Genomic DNA, 18575 nt, shown 5'->3' on the forward strand with positions numbered 1-18575 from the left:
TTGGCACGTGTCCTGATCGTCGAAGCGCGCTTCTACGCCCATCTGAACGACCTGCTGCTCGAAGGCGCGCGCGCCGCGATCGAGGCGGCCGGGCACCAGCACGAGACCGTGACGGTGCCGGGCGCGCTGGAGATCCCGGGCGCGGTGGCGATGGCCGCCGAGACCGGGCGCTACGACGCGTTCGTCGCGCTCGGCGTGGTGATCCGCGGCGAGACCTATCATTTCGAGATCGTCTCGAACGAAAGCGCGCGCGGGCTGATGGCGCTGGCGATGGATGGGATCCCGATCGGCAACGGCATCCTCACCGTCGAGAACGAGGCGCAGGCGCTCACGCGCGCGAAGCCCGACGAGAAGGACAAGGGCGGGGAAGCCGCCAAGGCCGCGCTGGCGATGCTGGCGCTCAAGAGCCGGTTCGGCTGACGGCCATGGACATGCCCCCCTCCCGCTACCGCGTAGTGGAGCAGGGGCGCCGGCTGGTCGTGATCGACACGCTGGCGGGGGAACCGGTCCGCCCGGTTCCCGCCGCGCCCGAGATGCCGGGCGAGAAGCGCCGCCGGATGGAAGCGCCGCGGCCGGCCAGTCCGCCTCCGCCGCGCGGCCGCGATGCGGGCGGGGAGGGATTCAGCCTGGTCACTGCCCGCTGGTTCGACAATGATGCCCCGCGCTCGATCCGGATCGACCGGGACGGCCAGGCCCAGCTCGGCATGGCGCTGCTCGTGCTGGTGGTCGTCGCCGGCTTCTTCCTCACCGTCATCGGCTGGCCGGCGGTGATCGTGCTGGGTATCCTGCTGTTCAATCCCAAGGCGCGTGGCGGCCTCCGCACCGCCGCCACGGCCTGGCTCACCGCGCTGGACCGGAAGGGCGGTTAGACCGCTGCCGGATAGTCGGTATAGCCCTCGGCTCCGCCGATATAGAACAGGTCCTCGCGCTGCGGATTGAGCGGCAGCCTCTCGCGCAGCCGGTGCGGCAGATCGGGATTGGCGAGGAAGGTGCGGCCAAAGGCGATCGCATCGGCCTCGCCGGCGTCGAGCGCTGCCTGGGCATCGTCGCGAAGATAGTCGGCATTGAGCGCCAGCGGGCCCTTGAACGCCTTGCGCATCACCGGATGGACCGGCGGATGATCGGGCAGCCCGCGCGTGCCGCCCGCCCGCGGCTCGCGCAGCTCGAGAAAGGCGATGCCGATCGCGTCGAGCGTGGCCGCCGCCGCCTCGAACAGCGCATGCGGGCTGCTGTCGTTGACGCCCTGCACCTCGCCATTGGGGGACAGGCGCACGCCGGTGCGCGTGCCGCCGATCGTGTCGACCACGCGCTGCGTCACTTCGCGCAGCAGCCGCACCCGGTTCGGGATGGTGCCGCCATAGCCGTCGTCGCGGAAGTTGGAATTGTCGCGCAGGAACTGGTCGATCAGATAGCCGTTCGCGGCGTGGATCTGCACCCCGTCGAAGCCGGCGCGGATCGCGTTGCGGGCGGCATGGGCATAGTCGTCGAGGATGCCGGGGATCTCGTCGGTGCGCAGCGGCCGCGCTTCGCCATAGGGGCGCCGGATCTCGCCGCTATCCTCCGCCGGATAGGTGCGGACGGTGCCGGGCGCGGTGGTGGCGGAGGCCGAGACGGGTTTCGCGCCGTCCAGGAAATCGGAATGGACCAGCCGGCCCATGTGCCAGAGCTGCGCGACAATGCGCCCGCCGGCTTCATGCACCGCTTCCACGATCGGCTTCCACGCATCGGTCTGCGCCTCGTTCCACAGGCCGGGGGCATAGGCCCAGCCCAGGCCCTGCCGGCTGATGCCGGTCGCCTCGGAGATGATCAGCCCGGCGCTTGCCCGCTGGGCATAGTAATCGGCCATGATCGGCGTGGGCACATGCGCGCGGGTGGCGCGGCCGCGCGTCAGCGGCGCCATCAGCATGCGGTTCGGCGCGTGGATCGCGCCCAGCTGGATCGGATCGAACAGGCTCGGCATCGTCGCAAATTCCCTAACGACTGTGACGCCGGCCAAATAGGTGGCTAAGGGGGCGCATGCATCGTCCCGGGTCCCCAAGAAAAGCTACCGCACCGCAAACCGCCTCTGCGTTGCCGATCGCGGCGCTGCTTGCCGGCAACATCGCGCTCGCCTTCGGGCCGTGGTTCGTGCGGCTGGCCGATGTCGGGCCGGTGGCGGCGGGCTTCTGGCGCATCGCGCTGGCGGCGCCGATCCTGGTGGCGCTGGCCTTTGCCGGGCAGAGGCGCCCTTTCGCCCCGGCGCGCGGGCTGTGGCTGCCCATCGCCCTGGGCGGCATCGCCTTCGCGGCGGACCTGGCGAGCTGGCATGTCGGCATCCTCCAGACCACGCTCGCCAATGCGACGCTGTTCGGCAACTCGGCGACGCTGATGTACCCGATCTACGGCTTCCTCGTCGCGCGGATGTGGCCGACGCGGACCCAGGGCCTCGCGTTGGCGCTCGCCGCGGCGGGGGCGGGGCTGCTGCTCGGCCGTTCCTTCCAGCTCTCGCCCAAGCACCTGGCCGGCGACCTGCTCTGCCTGCTCGCCGGCACGCTCTACACCGTCTATTTCGTGCTGATGGGCAAGGCGCGCGAGGTGGTGGCGCCGCTTCCCGCGCTCGCCCTTTCCACCCTTGCCAGCCTGTTGCCGCTGCTGGTCGCCGCCCTGGTCGCGGGCGAGCGGTTCTGGCCGCAGCATTGGGGGATCCTGATCGGCCTGGCGCTCGCCAGCCAAGTGGTCGGCCAGGGGCTGATCATCTACGCCATCGGCCATCTCTCGCCGCTCGTGGTGGGGATTGCGCTGCTCAGCCAGCCGATCGTCGCCGGCGCGGTCGGCTGGATCGCCTATGGCGAGCGGCTCGGCCCGGCCGAGCTCAGCGGCGCGGTGCTGGTCGCGATCGCCCTGGTGCTGGTACGCAGCGGCGGCCCGCGGGTTGCGTCGGAAGCCGGGGAGGCTAAACCGGCATGATGGACCTGAAGGACGCGACTCTCGACGAACTGCGTGCCGCGCTCGCGCCCGAAGTGGCAGCCAATGCGGCGTTCGACGGCTGGAACAACCGCGCGCTCGACGCCGCGGCGGACGGCCTCGGCATCGACCGCGACGTCGCCCGGCTCGCCTTCACCGACGGGCCGGTGGCGATGATCGATGCCTGGTTCGCCGCGATCGATGCCGCGATGCTCGCCCGCTTCACGCCGGAGCAGTTGGGCAGCATGAAGATCCGCGCCCGCATCACCGCGCTGGTCGAGGCCCGGCTCGACCTCGCCGCTCCGCACCGCGAGGCGCTGCGCCGCGCGCTCGCCATCCTCGCCATGCCGCAGAACGCCGCGCGCGGGGCCCGGCTCGGCTGGCGCGCCGCCGACGCGATGTGGCGTGCCGCCGGCGACACGGCGACCGACTATAACCATTATTCCAAGCGCATGACGCTGGGCGCCGTCTATGCCGCCACCATCGCGGTGTTCCTGGACGACGAGAGCGAGGGCCATGCCGAGACGCGCGCCTTCCTCGCCCGCCGGATCGAGAACATCATGCAGTTCGAACGCGCCAAGGCGAAATGGCTGACCCCGCCCGAGCATCGCTTCAGCCTCTCCCGCTTCATCGGCCGGCTGCGCTACCCGGCGGTTTGATTCAGGGGGACGGGCCAGGACATATCCCACTGGCGCACGGCACTCGCAATTGATAATGACTCGCAGCATGAATGCCCCCGCTGCGATTCCCGTGCCCGTACCGCTTGCCAGCCTGCCCCGCCACAAGCCCGCGGCCGTCGCCACGATCGACTGGAGCAAGCTGAGCGAGCCCGAGGGCCGGCGCCTGCGCGAGCTGGGGCTGGACGAGGGCGTCGAGGTCGAGCTGCTCCACAAGTCGGGCCTGCTCGGCGGCGGGCCGATCGCCTGCCGGATCGGCCGCATGATCGTGGCGCTCCGCCGCCACGTCGCCTCGGCCATCCACGTCAGTCCCGGCGCATGAACGCCGCGCCGCTGGTTGCGCTGGTCGGCAATCCCAATGCCGGCAAGAGCGCCCTGTTCAACGCGCTCACCGGCGCGCGGCAGAAGGTGGGCAATTATCCGGGCGTCACCGTGGAGCGCCATGCCGGCCGCCTGTCGCTGCCCGATGGCCGCCCCGTCGAGCTGCTCGACCTGCCGGGCACCTACAGCCTCGACCCGTCCTCGCCCGACGAGGCGGTGACTCGCGACGTGCTGTTCGGCAAGCAGCAGGGCGAGAAGCTGCCCGACGCGATCATCGTGGTGGTCGATGCCACCAATCTCGACAATCACCTGCGCTTCACGCTCCAGCTGATCGCGCTGGGCCTGCCGGTGGTGGTCGCGCTCAACATGGTCGACATGGCCGAGCGCGACGGCCTGATCCTCGATGCCGAAGCACTGGCGCGCGAGCTCGGCGTGCCGGTGGTTCCCACCGTGGCGGTGCGCAAGCGCGGGATCGACACGCTCAAGGACCGATTGGGGGAGGCCGTCAGGGGCACGCACCGGCTGCGCGAGGGCGCCGGCGTCCAGCACGACATCGTCGTCCTCCAGCGCCGGGCCCGCCAGATCGCCACCGCCGTCACCGTTTCGGAAACGGCGGCGCGCCGCTGGACCCACCGGATCGACGCGGTCGTGCTCCACCCGGTCGCCGGGCCGATCATCCTGCTCGCGCTGATGTTCGTCATGTTCCAGTCGGTCTTCGCCTGGGCGGAGGCGCCGATGGGCTGGATCGAGGCGGGCATGGCCTGGATCGAGGGCGTCGTCGCCGGCGCGCTGCCCGACGGGTTCCTGCGCGACTTCCTGGTCCAGGGCCTGATCGCCGGCGTCGGCGCCGTCGTGGTCTTCCTGCCGCAGATCCTGATCCTGTTCGCCTTCATCCTGGTGCTGGAGGCGACCGGCTATATGGTCCGCGCCGCGATGCTGATGGATCGGGTGATGGCCAGTGTCGGCCTGTCCGGCCGCGCCTTCATTCCCCTGCTCTCCAGCTTCGCCTGCGCGGTGCCCGGCATCATGGCGACGCGGACGATCGCCGACGAGAAGGACCGGCTCACCACCATCCTGATCGCACCTCTGATGACCTGCTCGGCGCGCCTGCCGGTCTACGCGATCATCATCGGCGCGCTGATTCCCGATCGCGCGGTGCTGCCCGGCATCGGGCTGCAGGGGCTGGTGCTGTTCGGGCTCTACATCCTCGGCATCGTCGGCGCCTTCTGCGCGGCGCTGCTGCTCCGCCGCACGGTGACGAAGGGCGCGACCTCCGGTTTCATGATGGAGATGCCCAAATACCAGCTGCCCCGCCTGCGCGACATCGCGCTCGGCCTGTGGCAGCGCGCGGAGATCTTCCTGAAGCGCGCCGGCACCACCATCGCCGCCACCGTCGCCATCCTCTGGGTGCTCGCCACCTTCCCCCAGGCGCCGGCGGGCGTGAAGCAGAGCGAATATTCGATCGCCGGCCGCATCGCGAGCGGGATCGAAGTCGTGGTGAAGCCGATCGGGTTCAATCACGACATCTCGCTGGCGCTGCTTCCGGCGATGGCGGCGCGCGAGGCGGCCGTGGCGGCGATCGGCACGGTCTATGCCGTCGACAATCCCGAGGATGCCAAGGGCGAGGCGACGATCACCGACAATCTGCGCAAGCGCTGGAGCCTGCCGACCGCGCTCGCCTTCCTGATGTGGTTCGTGTTCGCGCCGCAATGCATCTCGACGATTGCGGTGACCCGGCGCGAGACCAATGGCTGGAAATGGCCGCTGTTCATGATCGGCTATCTCTTCACGCTCGCCTATGTCGCGGCGGGGCTCACCTATTGGAGCGCGCTGGCGCTGGGGCTTTAGGCCGAAGCGATATTTCGAGTAAGGGCGTGGCGATGGCGCCGTCTACCCCGTCGCGCCGGCGAATATGGGAGTTCCGGCGCCTGAACGTCGGTCCATCCCGCGGCTTGCAATGTGGGATCGCGCATGTTCGGCCTTTGTCCCGAAGGGAGAGGCGGAATGGAACGGTGGGTCCGCGAAATGCCGCGCGAGGGGCGTCGCGGTGCTTGGCCAGGGGCCGAAAAGAGGGGCGTGCCGTAAACTTCCGCGGGGCCGCTAGTCGCGCCTGGCATCGTCCAGCGTCTTCGCGATCCGCGCCTTCTCGGCGGCTTCGGCCTGCTTCTCGGCCTTGGTGCGGCCGAAGCGCGCGCGATTTTCCTGTGCACGGATCGGCTTCTCGGCCTTCGCCCTGGCCTTGCGCGCCTTGTTGAAGTTGATGATCTCGGCCATATCCTCACCCGAGCATTTACAGATTTCGAAGCGGAGTTTCCATGGCGGGCAGCGTCAACAAAGTGATCCTGGTGGGTAATCTCGGGCGCGATCCCGAGAGCCGCAGCTTCCAGAATGGCGGCAAGGTCGTCGAGCTGCGCATCGCCACGTCCGAAAGCTGGAAAGACCGTAACTCGGGCGAGCGCAAGGAAAAGACCGAGTGGCACACGGTCAAGGTCTTCAACGAAGGCCTGGCGAATGTCGCCGAACGCTATCTGCGCAAGGGCAGCAAGGTCTATATCGAAGGCGCGCTGACCACCCGCAAATGGCAGGACGCCCAGGGCCAGGACCGGTATTCGACCGAGATCGTGCTCCAGGGCTTCAACTCGGTGCTCACCATGCTGGACGGCGCGCCCGGCGGTGGCGGTGGTGCTGGCGGCGGCTTCGGCGGTGGCCGCTCCTCGGGTGGCGACGATTGGGGCGCCGGCGGCGGTGACGAGTTTGCCGGCCAGTCGTCCAGCCGGGGCGGCGGCAATTTCAACAGCGGCGGCCAGCGTTCGGGCGGCAGCGGCGGAAACAATAGCTTCGGTGGCGGGTTCCCCGATGATCTGGACGACGACGTCCCGTTCTAGGAAACACCCAGCGCGAGCTTGTCGCGTCTTATAGGCGAAGCCACGGGCGGAGCGCGTGAAAGCGTGCTCCGCCCTAGCGATCATACCAAGCTGCGCTCCTCGGAAACGCCGTCTTGGACAGAAGGTTGAAGTCAATCCCGAACGCTGCGGTGCGTTGGTTGTAGCGCCGTCCGTCGGGAGAGACCGGGCTCGGGCTCGATTGGCCCACCGGAATGGATGGCAGCGCGGAAGGTGTTGCTGCCACGGCCCAGAATGCTTCAGGTGCAACTCCATATACGAAGCGCAGCGGTTCCCTTGGCGATCGAGCCCGGGCCCGAGACTATTCGGATCGTGGTCGTAAAATCGCCCTCCCCGCCCGACGCGCACGGGGCCGGCAGTTCGTAGTAATAATAGCTTCCTTGCGAAGGGTTCATCACAAAGGTGCCGGACGGAGAGCCCGGGCGTGAGAAGCTATACGCAAGGGTTGTAGCGCCAGTGCAACTGCCCGATTTATCGATCCAGATCAGGAAAGGTTTGCTCGGAAACTCCCAATCATGGGAGAATCCGCCGTCGCGCACAGCGAATTTGCAATCCCCGTCTGCAACCGGCACGCTCGTGGCAACGTTTGTACGATTTCCGGCGGAGTCATAGGAATAAGTTGAAGTTACGCCGCTGGCGGCGCCTCCGCTATGAGTCACGCCGACCAGATGCCCCAGTGCATCATATGAATATTTCGTGGTTTCCTGAGCGTTTGAAGGCGATGCGATCATTGCCCCTGCAATTGCGAGAAACGAAATCACGGAGGCACTTCTATCGGCGCGCATTTCCAACCCTTCGATGATGTCAGACATGAAACAGAAACCGCACACGTGTTACTGTGGTATGAAACGCTTCTGAAAACTGCGCCAAATCCGGCACCGTCGAATCCTCTCGGGCCGATAGATGGGGCTTGAGGAACGGATGTTCCCCACTTGCTCCCTGGATTCACGAGATGATTTAGCGAGGGGCGAATCAAGCGCGGCCAGCGCATCGGCGCACGCAGATTCAGAACGCGGCTTGCGAGTGGGATCCCGAAGCCCGGGAATCCCGGCACCTTCCAGCGCAACTGCGCGGCGCTGTTCCGCGAAAGGCTTGGCGACCCGAACATCGGGGGCATGCCGTTCCATTGCTCGGATATGGACCAATTGACCGCCGGTTTGACGCATTCCCGTAACCGTCCAGCGCTTCATTGTTCATATCGGCCATGGGCAACGGGGCGGGGCATGTATCTGCGTTTACTGGTTTCCTCGGGCGCCCTTGCCCTAGGCTTCCTTTCGCTGCCGGCGCGGGGGACCAGACCATGGTCACAGTACAGGGCGCGCATTTCCACGATTAGCGGCTCGCTGAGGGGCGGGAGATGCAGTGGCGCGTGACGCTGCGTCCCGCTTTGGCAGGCTGAGCGAGTTTCAAATGGCTATGGGCAAGAAGGGCATCATGACCGAGCATATCGTTGCGCTCCGGGTGGCAGGTGCGCGCCTTTTCCGAATGTTTGGGACGGTGCGGCGCTCGATCCTGCGGCTCGGGCTTCCCGTGTCGGCGCTGGTGCTGGTGCCGTTGGCGGCCAGTGCGCAGGACAACTCCGCGCAGAACCAGACCGTGATCAATCCACAGCCGGATATCAACGGCGTCGATGTCGCGACCGCGCAATACTCGGTCGCCTCGCCCCTCGGTTTCAATGCGCCTGGAGCGGGGCATTTGCAGGTGCGATCCGTCTTCAACGGGCGGCGCTTCACCACCAACCTCGAAACCTATCTGACCGACGATACGCTGACGGAACCCGATAGCGGCAACCCCAACAGCCGCCAGATCCGCGTGCATTTCGAAGGCATGGACAAGATGTTCGTCTGCACGGGCCTCGGGCTGTGCCAGCAGGTCGGGAAGGTGGACGGTTCGCGGCTTACCCGCACTGCGGACAAATCCTATGGCCTGCAGACGCGCGACGGCACGGTCGTCAGCTTCTTTCCGATGTCCGTCGAACCCATTCCGGTCTGCATGGGCGGCGGCGCCAGCTGCAATGGCGCGAACTATCGAGGCTTCGCTTACGCTTCCTCGATCCTCTATGCGAATGGCGAGAAGCTTACTTTCGCGGGCAATCCGATTGTGTCGGGCAGCACGATGGTCAGCACGATCACGAGCAATCTCGGTTACACCGTCGACGCCATCTATCCCTGCACTTCCTGTACTTCCAGCGCTTCGCCGGCAGGCAGTGCCTGGGTGCTCTATGGCGGCCTCGCCAACGCTACGTCTTATGTCCTGAGGAAGAACGGGATCGAACTCGACCGGGTGAGCTTTAGCCGCGCCCACACGAATTTTCCGGCAAATCAGGTAGGGCAGCTGGCAGCGCAGCAAGACTGGAAGGCGACGGACAAGATCGGCCGCGCCTTCAAGGTCACGCTGCAGGCGAGGAACATCATGACCTGCCAGCTCGGTTCGGACAGCTGGGGAATAAGCAACGGGCATGACAAGACGACTTTGAATCCCGTCCGGGTGATCACGCCCAACGGTGTCGAAACCGGCATCACCTACAAGAATATTACCCAGTTTAGTGCGTCGCGCATTGTACCGGTCTCGTCGATCACGAGGGGAGGCCGGACCTGGCTCTACAATTTCGTGGACACGAATGACGGCGGCGGCACGCTGACCACGACCGACCCGATGGGCAATAGTCAGACGCGGATTGCGGTCGGCAATCCGGTGCCCTGGGTCACCGGCTGGGGTTCCATTGACTCCGCCTGCTTCGTCTCGACCACGGGTTCGGACGTGGTCCAGAACAAAGACGAGTTCAATCAGCAGACGAACTTCGCCTATCAGTCGCAGGGAACGCTGAGCGCAACCACTCTCCCTGAGAGCAACGCCCGCCAATATCAACATGACAGCCGCGGCAATCTGATCCGCGTCACCAGCGTCGCCAAGCCCGGCTCGGGGCTCGCAGCGATTGTCCTCTATCAGGCCGACTATGACGCGACTTGTTCGGTTCCAGTGAAATGTAACAAGCCGAATTGGACGCGGGATGCGAATGGCGGCGAGACCCATTTCGAATATGACCCGGCCCATGGCGGCGAGACTAGGGTCACCATGCCGTCCGACAGCGCCGGCGTGCGACCACAGCGGCGATCGACCTACGAGGCCATCAATGGGGGGGGCGGCACCCTCTATCGTCTTGTGCAGGTGTCGGAATGCAGGACTCTGGCATCATGCGCCGGCAGCTCGGACGAGGTGCGACACAGCTTCACCTATGTCGGAAACACCTTCCTTCGCGCGACGGAGACCGTCGCCTCGGATGGTCTGTCGCTGGCGACCAGCTATACCTATGACGATGCCGGCCATCTCGTGACCGTGACCGGTCCCGGCGGAGGTACGACGACGTTCCTCTACGATGCCGTCGGGCGAAAGATCGGAACGATCAGTACCGATCCGGATGGATCGGGACCGCTTCCCCGGATTGCAAAGCGGATCAGCTATAATGATGACGATCAGGTCACCAAGGTCGAGGATGGCACCGCAACCGACGTGACCGCGGGCGCGCTTGCCGCGATGTCGGTCACTCAGGTCACCGACACCATCTATAATTCCTACGGCGAGAAGATCGTCGAGACCATATCGTCGGGCGGTGCCGCCTATCAGCTGAGGCAGTACAGCTATGACGGTGCGGCGCGGCTCGAATGCGCCGCCATGCGGATGAACCCGGCCGCGTTTGGCGCTTTGCCGGCCAGCGCCTGCGCGCTGGGCGCTGAAGGCAGCGAGGGGCCGGATCGAATCATCCGCAAATTATATGACGCCGCGGGACGTTTGCAGCAGATCCGCAAGGCCGTCGGAACGAGCGTCGAGCAGGCCTATGTGACGTACAGCTTCTCGCCCAACGGCAAGGAGCAATATGTCGTCGATGCGAACGGTAATCGCGCGCAACTGGTCTATGACGGGTTCGACCGGCACGTGCAGTGGCGCTTCCCATCTTCGGGCTCCGTTTCGGGCTTTAATCCGGCGACTGCCGCTACGGCGTTGGCGAGCGCCGGCGCGGTGAGCGGCGCAGACTATGAAGAATATGGCTATGATGCGAACGGCAACCGCACGCGCCTGCGCAAGCGCGACGGGCGCACCTTCACCTACGCCTATGATGCGCTGAACCGGATAACCTCGAAGATCGTGCCGGAAGCTTGCGTGTCAGGCTATGCCTGCACCAATGTGCCGCCCTCGCTGACGCGCGATGTCTATTATAGTTACGATCTGCGTGGCTTACAGACGGCGGCAAGGTTTGACGGCCCTTCGGGCAGCGATGCCGTTATTAACGGCTATGACGGGCTTGGGCGGATTATCTCGACGACCACCGCAATGGGCGGCATAAGTCGAACGCTGACTTTCCAATTCAGTGCGGATGGCAATCGAACGCGCGTTACGCATCCCGATGGCGCATATTTCGCCATGGATTACGACGGATTGGACCGGATGAGCGCGGCACAATGGTGGACCGGCGCCACAGGTACCGTGCCTTTACTGGGCATCGGCTACGATGCCCAGGGACGGCGCGCCAATACCAACCGCGCGAGCAGCATGACGGGCTATGGCTATGATGCGATTTCCCGCCTTGCCAGTCAGACGCAGGGGTTTGCCGGCGGCGCCGGGAATATGACCGCTACCTTCGGGTATAATGCGGCGAGCCAGATCGTCAGGTTCGGCCGCAGCAACTCGGACTATGCGTACAACGCTTATGCATCCACCAGCCGCACCTATGTCCCGAATGGTCTCAACCAATATGCCGCGGTAGGCGGCAACGGCTATGGTTATGACGCCAATGGCAACCTGACTTGGGACGGCGGCATCGCCTACACCTACGATGCCGAGAACCGGCTAGTGAGCGCTTCGACCGGTGCGAACTTGGTCTATGATTCCTTGGGGCGCCTCTACCAGACGTCGGGTGGCAGCGCGGGCGTCACGCAGTTCCTGTACGACGGCAACAACCTCGTTGCCGAGTATAGCGGCAGCGGGGCATTGCTGCGCCGCTACATGTTCGGTCCCGCCGAGGACGAGCCCATCCTATGGGACGAGGGCGGCGCGATGAACTGTTCGACAACCAAGCTCTTCCATGCCGATCACCTGGGCTCGATCATCGCGACCGCCGATTGCTGGGGCAACCGCACGGGGATCAACAGCTACGATGAATATGGCTTGCCGGGTAGCGGCAACGCTGGTCGCTTCCAGTATACCGGCCAGGCTTGGATACCCGAGCTGGGCATGTACTATTACAAGGCGCGTATCTACTCGCCGATGCTTGGGCGATTCATGCAGACGGATCCGATCGGATATCTCGATCAGATGAACTTGTATGCCTATTCCTCAAATGATCCCATTAACGCTTCCGATCCTTCGGGTCTCTGCGGCCCGGCGTGTATTGGCCTTCTGGTGGAGATGCTGAATCAGGCAACCAGCGATTCCGACAGGGCAGCTTGGGGCGCCGCCTATGAGCAAGCGAAGAATGGGCATGTCCTGGGTGTGCTGGGCTCGGTAAAGACGCAGGTTGCCAGGCTCGGTATCTCTGCGCTGAGCGGTGGCCTGGCCGGGAGGGTGGGGACCGCCATTATCCGGACGCAGGAGCTGAAGACCGCGGTAGTGATGACGACGGCCGTTGGCGGGGCGCTCGGCGTTGGCCAGCGTACCGTTGAGAACGCAATGGCGGGTCGTCCGCTGGATGACGGCTTGGTCAGGGCGGGTATTGTAAATGCGGCGACGGCTGGATTGGGCACCTATTTGGGAATGACTCGGGCGGATTTCCTGGTTCCCATCGGCCCGGGCCGGCGAAACGAGTTGGCTGGCGCCATTGGCGATCAGGTTGGTGCGGCGGGGCAGGCCGCCTTCACCGCTGCCACTTCCGATGTGGCCTCATCGGCTTTTGATGACGCTCATATAGTCGTCAATGGAAGGAAATGTCCCAAGCCGACGCTTTTAAATGGCTTCGGCGCCTGGGATGGCTGTTCTGATTAGGATATTGAGATGAAGCTGAGCAGCATTGTTGGAGCGATATCTTTATCGGTGCCGTCAATTGTTCCATATGGAATAATTGTATATATTCTTCAGGCAGTATATTTCGTGAGAAATGGCAACCTGTCAGTTCATCTTTCGATGTGGGCGTGTTTGATAGTTGTTTTCTTGATAAATAACTACTTAAGATATAGGATAAGAATAGATAGTGCTACTGTTGTTGGCGATGTGATGCTGTCGGCAGGTGTTTTATTCGTCATAATGTCCGTATTGAGTTTTGTGCACGTCGTTACCGCGGTTATAATATGATCAAACCCGACGCATAAGGCATGATATATATTTCATGATCGATGCCGAGGGAGTTGAGGTCGTATCGAGTTAGGCGCGGCACTTGTTCATTTGATGAATATAATGAATAGCTGAACCATAATAGATTTATGGCGCTGTTCTTACGGATGCAACCTGCCGGCTCTTTCCGTTTCGCCAAGGGAAGCCGGAGAACGCCGCGCCCGGGCATGTGAGAACCGAAAAACGTACGGTTTCATCGGCAAGATCGCATGCTTCCAAATTTATCCTGGTAAATCATAATATTATATGGAATGCATTGCGCGCTAGGTAGCAGGTTCCGTTCTGATCGATGAGGGAATTGCCATGCGCGGCGCGGTGACAGGATTGGCCTTGCTGGCGGCGGCCTGTGGCGGGCCGAGGACGACCAACGATCCCGCCGCGCAGAACGTGATCGAGGCGACCTCGAAGGGTGTGCCGGCCAAGGTCGCCGCCGGCACCTGCAACGACAAGCCCGATTTCGTGCCGGTCTACAAGGAAGCCAAGATCATCAGCTGCACCAGCGGCGATGTCGCGGCGACGGGGAAGCGCAGCGGCACGGTGATCTACACCGATTTCGCCGCGCCCCCGGCGATCCTCGCCTGGTCGAAGGAGCAGGCCATCGCCTCGGGCCTGACGCCCGGCATCGAGGACCGCAAGTCGTTCAGTGCGGCGGACGGCGACCGGCGCACGCTGCGGGTGATGGCGGAGCCGGGCACGGCCGTGACCAACGTCACCGTCAACTGGGGCGTGCGGCGCTAGGCCCGGGAATTCAGGCCTCGACGATCTCGGCGATGCCGAACCGGCCGGCCTGATAGTCTAGAAAGGCCTGGCGGATCTCCGCCTCGCTGTTCATCACGAAGGGGCCATGCGCCACGATCGGCTCGTCGATCGGCGCGGCGTGGCCGAACAGGAACAGCGCCGGCTCGGAAGCGGTGATGGTCACCGCGTCGCCCGGGGTCAGCTCGGCGAGATGGAAATGCGCGACCGGGGTGCCTTCCACGTGGAACATGCCCCGCACGGCATAGAGGAGCACGTCGCGCCCCTCGAGGCCGGAGAAGGTGACGCTGCCGCCGGCCGCGATCTCGACCCAGCTCAGGAACACGCCGGTGAGCGAATCGACCGTGCCCCTCGCATCGCCGAATGCGCCGGAGATCAGATGGATGGTGGCGCCGCTGCCGGTGGCGACCGCGGGGATCGCCTCGGCCTGCGCGCCGACATAGCGCGGGGCGGTCATCTTGAGCCGGGCGGGCAGGTTCACCCAGAGCTGGAGTATCTCCATCGGCCCGCCGTCGCGCTTGAAGTCCGCCGGTGAGACCTCGGCGTGAACGATGCCGCTGCCGGCGGTCATCCACTGGATGCCCCCGGCGCGGATGATGCTCGCATGGCCGGCGCTGTCGGTATGCGCCAGCTCGCCCGCCAGGATGAAGGTCACCGTCTCGAAGCCGCGATGCGGATGCGGGCCGAAGGGCAGGCCGCGATTGTTCGGCGGATAGGCTTGCGGGCCGTGATGGTTGAGGAACAGGAAGGCGCCGACATGCCCGATCGCCGGGCCCGGCACCGGGCGCCGGGTGACGAGATCGCCGATGTCGTCGCGAAAGGCCGGATGCACCCGCTTCACCGTCCGCATCGCATCACCTCACTTCACTTCACCGTCTCAGCAGGAACACCGCATGTTCGGCGAACAGATTGGCCATCGCCGATCCGCAGCTCTGGTCGCCCGAGAGGAACCAGCTGCCCTCCAGCGTGATCCCTCGGCCCTGCACGAACGCACGGAAATCGTCGACGGTCACATGGTGGATGTTGGGCGTGGCATACCATTCGACCGGCAGCAGCCGCGTCACCGGCATCCGCCCGCCGAACAGCAGCGAGGCGCGCACTCGCCAATGGGCGAAATTCGGGAAGGAGACGAACGCGTGCTTGCCGATGCGCAGCAGGTTCTCCAGCACCATGTCCGGATGGCGGGTGGTCTGCAGCGTCTGGCTGAGAATGGCATAGTCGAAGCTGTTGTCGGGATAGTCGGCCAGGTCGGTATCGGCGTCGCCCTGTACCACCGAGAGCCCCCGGCCCACCGCCGCCGCCACGTCGCCCGCGTCGAGCTCCAGACCGCGCGCATCGACCTGGCGGGTGTCGCGCAACGCCGCCATCAGCGCGCCGTCGCCGCAGCCGACATCGAGCACGCGGCTGCCCGCTGCCACGTTCGCCGCGATGATCGCCAGGTCCGGGCGCAGGGTCATCGCGTGTAGAGATCCACGTCGTGCCGTTCCATGCAGCGCTCGGGATGCGGGATCTGCGTCCAGCCGAGCTTGGCGTAGAGCGGCTGCATGTCGCGGGTGAAGAGCAGCCAGCGGCGCAGGCCGGCCAGCTCGGAATGCGCCTGCACCGCTTCGAGCATCTGCGTCGCCACGCCCCGGCCCCGGTGCGCGGGCAGCACGAACACGTCGGCCAGATAGGCGAAGGTGGCATGATCGGTGATCAGCCTGGCAAACCCCACCTGCTCGTCCTGGCCGGCCTCGTCCTTGGCGAAGGCGCCGGCGCAGAAACTGTGCGCGATCGAGGTCTCGACGATGTGCCGCGGGATGCCCCTGGCCCAATAGGAGCCGCTCAGGAACGCATGGATCAGGTCGAGATCCAGCTCGGCCTTGTCGAACGAGATGCGATAGTCGCTCATGCCGTGCCCGCCTCCAGAAAGCCGCGCACCACCCGGTCGAGCTCGGGGCTTTCGAGCAGGAAGGCGTCATGGCCGAAGGGTGATCGCAGCTCGACGAAGCTCGCCCGCGCGCCCGCTGCGTTGAGCGCGTGGACGATGGTGCGCGATTCGCTCGTCGGATAGAGCCAGTCAGTGTCGAAGCTCACCACGCAGAAGCGCGCCCCACTGCCCCGGAAGGCGTTGGCGAGCAGCCCGCCATGCTCCTCGGCCAGGTCGAAATAGTCGAGCGCCCGGGTGATGTAGAGGTAGGAATTGGCATCGAACCGGTCGACGAACGCCAGGCCCTGGTGGCGCAGATAGCTCTCCACCTGGAAGTCCGCGTCGAAGCCGAAGGTCTTGGCGCCGTCCGGCTTCTCCGGGCGGCTCTGCAGCTTGCGCCCGAACTTGGCGGTGAGCCCGGCCTCGGAAAGATAGGTGATGTGCGCCGCCATCCGCGCCACCGCCAGCCCGGCGGCGGGGGGATCATTGTCGGCATAATAGTCGCCGCCGCGCCATTTGGGATCGGCCATCACCGCCTGGCGGCCGACTTCGTGGAAGGCGATGTTCTGCGCCGAGTGCCGCGCGGCGCTGGCGATGACCACGGCCGAGGCGACGCGCTCGGGGAACGTCGCCGCCCAGCTCAGCGCCTGCATGCCGCCCATCGAGCCGCCGACCACGGCGAACAGCTTGCCCACGCCGAGATGGTCGAGCAGCATCGCCTGGGCGCGGACCATGTCGCGAATGGTGATGACCGGAAAGCCCATCCCCCAGGGCTTGGCCGTGGCGGGGTTGACCGTCGCCGGCCCCGAGCTGCCCAGGCAGCTGCCCAGCACATTCGAGCAGACGACGAAATAGCGATCGGTGTCGATCGGCTTGCCCGGCCCCACCATGCGCGCCCACCAGCCGGGCTTGCCGGTGCGCGGATGGGTGGAGGCGACATGCTGGTCGCCGGTCAGCGCATGGCACACCAGGATCGCGTTGCCGCCATCAGCGGCGAGGGTGCCATAGGTCTCGTAGCCGATGTCGAGCGGCGACAGCAGCCCGCCGCCGTCGAGGCGCAGCGGCCCCGGCAGAGTCACCGAACGGCCAGTGCCATAACGCGGATCGTCGGACATTCCGCGGTCGTTAGGAGGCTGCGCGCCGCGGTTCAAGCGGCCTTGGCATCGATCCGCGTGCCGAGAACGGCGGCGACCGCCATCCGTCCGGTCTGCGCGGCGCCGTTCATATAGCCCGGAAAGGCATCGGAGAGATGCTCGCCCGCGAACCAGATCCGTCCCGCATGGGGCACCTGGTCGTTGCCCTCGCCTTCGACGTACAGCAGCTTCGAGAAGCGGGTGAGCTGGCCGGGGGCATAGTTGCAATAGGCGCCGAGGGTGAGTGGCTGGGCATGCCAGTTGGTGCGCGTGAACGGGCCGGTGGCGGCCTCGACCAGCCCGGGGATCGCGGCGGCGGCGCTGGCGGCGAAGCGCGCGGCGAGCGCGGACGGCGCCTCGCTCGCGGCGCGCAGCACTTCGCCGCCGCCGAGGAACCAGGTCCAGACCGGCGACAGCCCGTCCTTGCGATGGACGCTGCCGTCCCAGCCCAGCGCCCAGCCGGCCCGCGGATCGGTTTGCCACAGCTCGCCGCCCACGCCCATCGGGTGGCGCCACGGCGTCGCGTTGGTGCCGGACTGGACCTTCTCGTTGAAGCCCAGCTCCATCTCGCCGATGAACGCGCGCCAGGCGGCGGGAAGCGGCACGCGGAAATCGATCTGGCGCGTGAGCGGCCCCGGCACCGCGACGATCAGCGTATCGGCATCCGCGGCCGAGCCGTCGAGGAAATGCAGCTTCAGCCCGGGCTCGACCCGGTGCAGGCGCTTGCCCGTGGCGATCCGGTCGGCATGGACCGCGCTGATCGCCTCGACCAGCGCCGAGCTGCCGCCCTCGATCACATAGCGTTCGTCGGCGCCGCCCAGCACTTCGGCGCGCCGGCCGTCCACCGTCGGCAGGTTGAAGATCAGCTCGATCGCCGAGGCGCGGTTCGGCTCGACGCCATATTCGGTGCGGCTGGTCGCCTCGAGCAGCTGGCGGACCCAGGGCTCGCGGATCTGCGCGGCGTGACTTTCCAGATAGTCGTGGATCGACAGGCGATCGAGAGCGGGGGCGACGCGGGCATGGTCCCGGTCGAGCCGATCGGCGTCCCGGCCGATCTGCGCGGCGATCGGGCGCAGCGCCGCGGCCAGCTCCGCGTCGCTCACGAGCCGGCCATCGGCGAGGATCAGCGTGTCGTGCGGCTCGCTCTTGCGGTCGAGCAGCGCCACGCCGTAGCGTGCGAGCAGCGCGTGCATGTCATAGTGATTGGTGTTGACCAGCTGGCCGCCCGCCTCGAACGTCCAGTCGCCCGATCGGTGGGTGTGCATCCGCCCGCCGGTGCGGTTGCGGCCTTCGTACAGGAATGCGTCGACGCCCGCCTTGCGCAGATGGTGGAGCGCGCTGAGGCCGGCGATGCCGCCGCCGATGATCGCGACGCGTCCTGGCGCGCGTGCCGCGGCGGGGCGGGGCAGGGCGCCGGCCATGCCGGCCGCGGCCAGCGCCCGCAGCACCGCGCGCCGCGTCGCGCCGCTCTCGCCCTTGACCGGCATCGCCTCGCCGGCCGCTTCCAGATTGCGTCGCCGCGCCGCTTCCAGCGCGCGCCAGACGATGCCGTTCCCCCGCATTGCCCCTCCCCGGCTCCCTTTAACCATGAAGCCCTAGCGCGTGACCCTTG

At 65.9% G+C, this 18575-nt stretch carries 17 protein-coding genes; 9 read left to right on the top strand and 8 right to left on the bottom strand.

The genetic code is table 11. The features are described 5' to 3' along the window. Both ribH and OMP43_RS20000 read left to right on the top strand, forming a co-directional pair. Nucleotides 1–420 carry a 6,7-dimethyl-8-ribityllumazine synthase gene (ribH, locus tag OMP43_RS19995; protein ID WP_280281314.1) on the top strand — a complete coding sequence of 140 codons (420 nt, stop codon included), beginning with the start codon at nucleotides 1–3 and terminating at the stop codon, nucleotides 418–420. 5 nt (nucleotides 421–425) lie between these two features. Further along, the gene (locus OMP43_RS20000) at nucleotides 426–869 is read left to right on the top strand and encodes a hypothetical protein (RefSeq protein WP_280281315.1); all 444 of its coding nucleotides are present in this window, start codon (nucleotides 426–428) and stop codon (nucleotides 867–869) included. Here OMP43_RS20000 and OMP43_RS20005 read toward each other — a convergent pair. Beyond that, nucleotides 866–1960, bottom strand: a complete 1095-nt coding sequence (locus OMP43_RS20005) for an alkene reductase (RefSeq protein ID WP_280281316.1) — start codon at nucleotides 1958–1960, stop codon at nucleotides 866–868. The genes OMP43_RS20000 and OMP43_RS20005 overlap by 4 nt on opposite strands. A 56-nt stretch (nucleotides 1961–2016) precedes the next feature. On the opposite strand from OMP43_RS20005, the gene OMP43_RS20010 reads away from it, so the two are divergent. The 4 genes from OMP43_RS20010 to OMP43_RS20025 all read left to right on the top strand — a co-directional run bounded on the left by OMP43_RS20010 (nucleotide 2017) and on the right by OMP43_RS20025 (nucleotide 5789). Further along, a complete protein-coding gene (locus tag OMP43_RS20010; protein WP_280281317.1) occupies nucleotides 2017–2946 on the top strand; it encodes a DMT family transporter in 930 nt (309 codons plus the stop codon). Further along, on the top strand, nucleotides 2946–3602 hold the full coding sequence (locus tag OMP43_RS20015; RefSeq protein WP_280281388.1) for a COQ9 family protein: 657 nt from the start codon (nucleotides 2946–2948) through the stop codon (nucleotides 3600–3602). Before OMP43_RS20010 ends, OMP43_RS20015 begins: the two co-directional genes overlap by 1 nt. 67 nt (nucleotides 3603–3669) lie before the next feature. Beyond that, entirely contained in the window at nucleotides 3670–3942 is a 273-nt protein-coding gene (locus tag OMP43_RS20020) for a FeoA family protein (protein ID WP_086127725.1), read from the top strand. Next, nucleotides 3939–5789 carry a ferrous iron transporter B gene (locus tag OMP43_RS20025; protein ID WP_280281318.1) on the top strand — a complete coding sequence of 617 codons (1851 nt, stop codon included), beginning with the start codon at nucleotides 3939–3941 and terminating at the stop codon, nucleotides 5787–5789. The genes OMP43_RS20020 and OMP43_RS20025 overlap by 4 nt, the downstream gene beginning before the upstream one ends. 252 nt (nucleotides 5790–6041) lie before the next feature. On the opposite strand, the gene OMP43_RS20030 is transcribed toward OMP43_RS20025, so the two are convergent. After that, nucleotides 6042–6215 carry a DUF4169 family protein gene (locus OMP43_RS20030; RefSeq protein ID WP_280281319.1) on the bottom strand — a complete coding sequence of 58 codons (174 nt, stop codon included), beginning with the start codon at nucleotides 6213–6215 and terminating at the stop codon, nucleotides 6042–6044. A gap of 41 nt (nucleotides 6216–6256) precedes the next feature. On the opposite strand from OMP43_RS20030, the gene ssb reads away from it, so the two are divergent. Further along, on the top strand, nucleotides 6257–6826 hold the full coding sequence (gene ssb / locus OMP43_RS20035) for a single-stranded DNA-binding protein (RefSeq protein ID WP_280281320.1): 570 nt from the start codon (nucleotides 6257–6259) through the stop codon (nucleotides 6824–6826). Nucleotides 6827–7083: 257 nt separating this feature from the next. Here ssb and OMP43_RS20040 read toward each other — a convergent pair whose 3' ends face one another. Next, on the bottom strand, nucleotides 7084–7656 hold the full coding sequence (locus OMP43_RS20040; protein ID WP_280281321.1) for an RHS repeat protein: 573 nt from the start codon (nucleotides 7654–7656) through the stop codon (nucleotides 7084–7086). A 622-nt stretch (nucleotides 7657–8278) separates the two neighbouring features. On the opposite strand from OMP43_RS20040, the gene OMP43_RS20045 reads away from it, so the two are divergent. Further along, a complete protein-coding gene (locus OMP43_RS20045; protein ID WP_280281322.1) occupies nucleotides 8279–12820 on the top strand; it encodes an RHS repeat-associated core domain-containing protein in 4542 nt (1513 codons plus the stop codon). A gap of 648 nt (nucleotides 12821–13468) precedes the next feature. Further along, nucleotides 13469–13903, top strand: coding sequence for a hypothetical protein (locus OMP43_RS20050; RefSeq protein WP_280281323.1), 435 nt, complete (start codon nucleotides 13469–13471; stop codon nucleotides 13901–13903). A 10-nt stretch (nucleotides 13904–13913) separates the two neighbouring features. Here the strand turns inward: OMP43_RS20050 and OMP43_RS20055 are convergent, their stop codons facing one another. The 5 genes from OMP43_RS20055 to OMP43_RS20075 are packed head-to-tail and all read right to left on the bottom strand — an operon-like array spanning nucleotide 13914 to nucleotide 18525. Next, nucleotides 13914–14771, bottom strand: a complete 858-nt coding sequence (locus tag OMP43_RS20055; protein WP_280281324.1) for a pirin family protein — start codon at nucleotides 14769–14771, stop codon at nucleotides 13914–13916. A 19-nt stretch (nucleotides 14772–14790) separates the two neighbouring features. Then, a complete protein-coding gene (gene metW / locus OMP43_RS20060; RefSeq protein ID WP_280281325.1) occupies nucleotides 14791–15378 on the bottom strand; it encodes a methionine biosynthesis protein MetW in 588 nt (195 codons plus the stop codon). After that, entirely contained in the window at nucleotides 15375–15812 is a 438-nt protein-coding gene (locus OMP43_RS20065; RefSeq protein ID WP_280281326.1) for a GNAT family N-acetyltransferase, read from the bottom strand. Before OMP43_RS20065 ends, metW begins: the two co-directional genes overlap by 4 nt. Then, complete coding sequence (locus OMP43_RS20070; protein WP_280281327.1) at nucleotides 15809–16945, bottom strand: homoserine O-acetyltransferase; 1137 nt, start codon at nucleotides 16943–16945, stop codon at nucleotides 15809–15811. The genes OMP43_RS20065 and OMP43_RS20070 overlap by 4 nt, the downstream gene beginning before the upstream one ends. 32 nt (nucleotides 16946–16977) lie before the next feature. Continuing rightward, entirely contained in the window at nucleotides 16978–18525 is a 1548-nt protein-coding gene (locus tag OMP43_RS20075) for an NAD(P)/FAD-dependent oxidoreductase (RefSeq protein ID WP_280281328.1), read from the bottom strand. Nucleotides 18526–18575 lie beyond the last annotated feature (50 nt).

It is taken from the genome of Sphingomonas sp. CBMAI 2297, from assembly GCF_029870595.1.
Lineage (GTDB): Bacteria > Pseudomonadota > Alphaproteobacteria > Sphingomonadales > Sphingomonadaceae > Sphingomonas.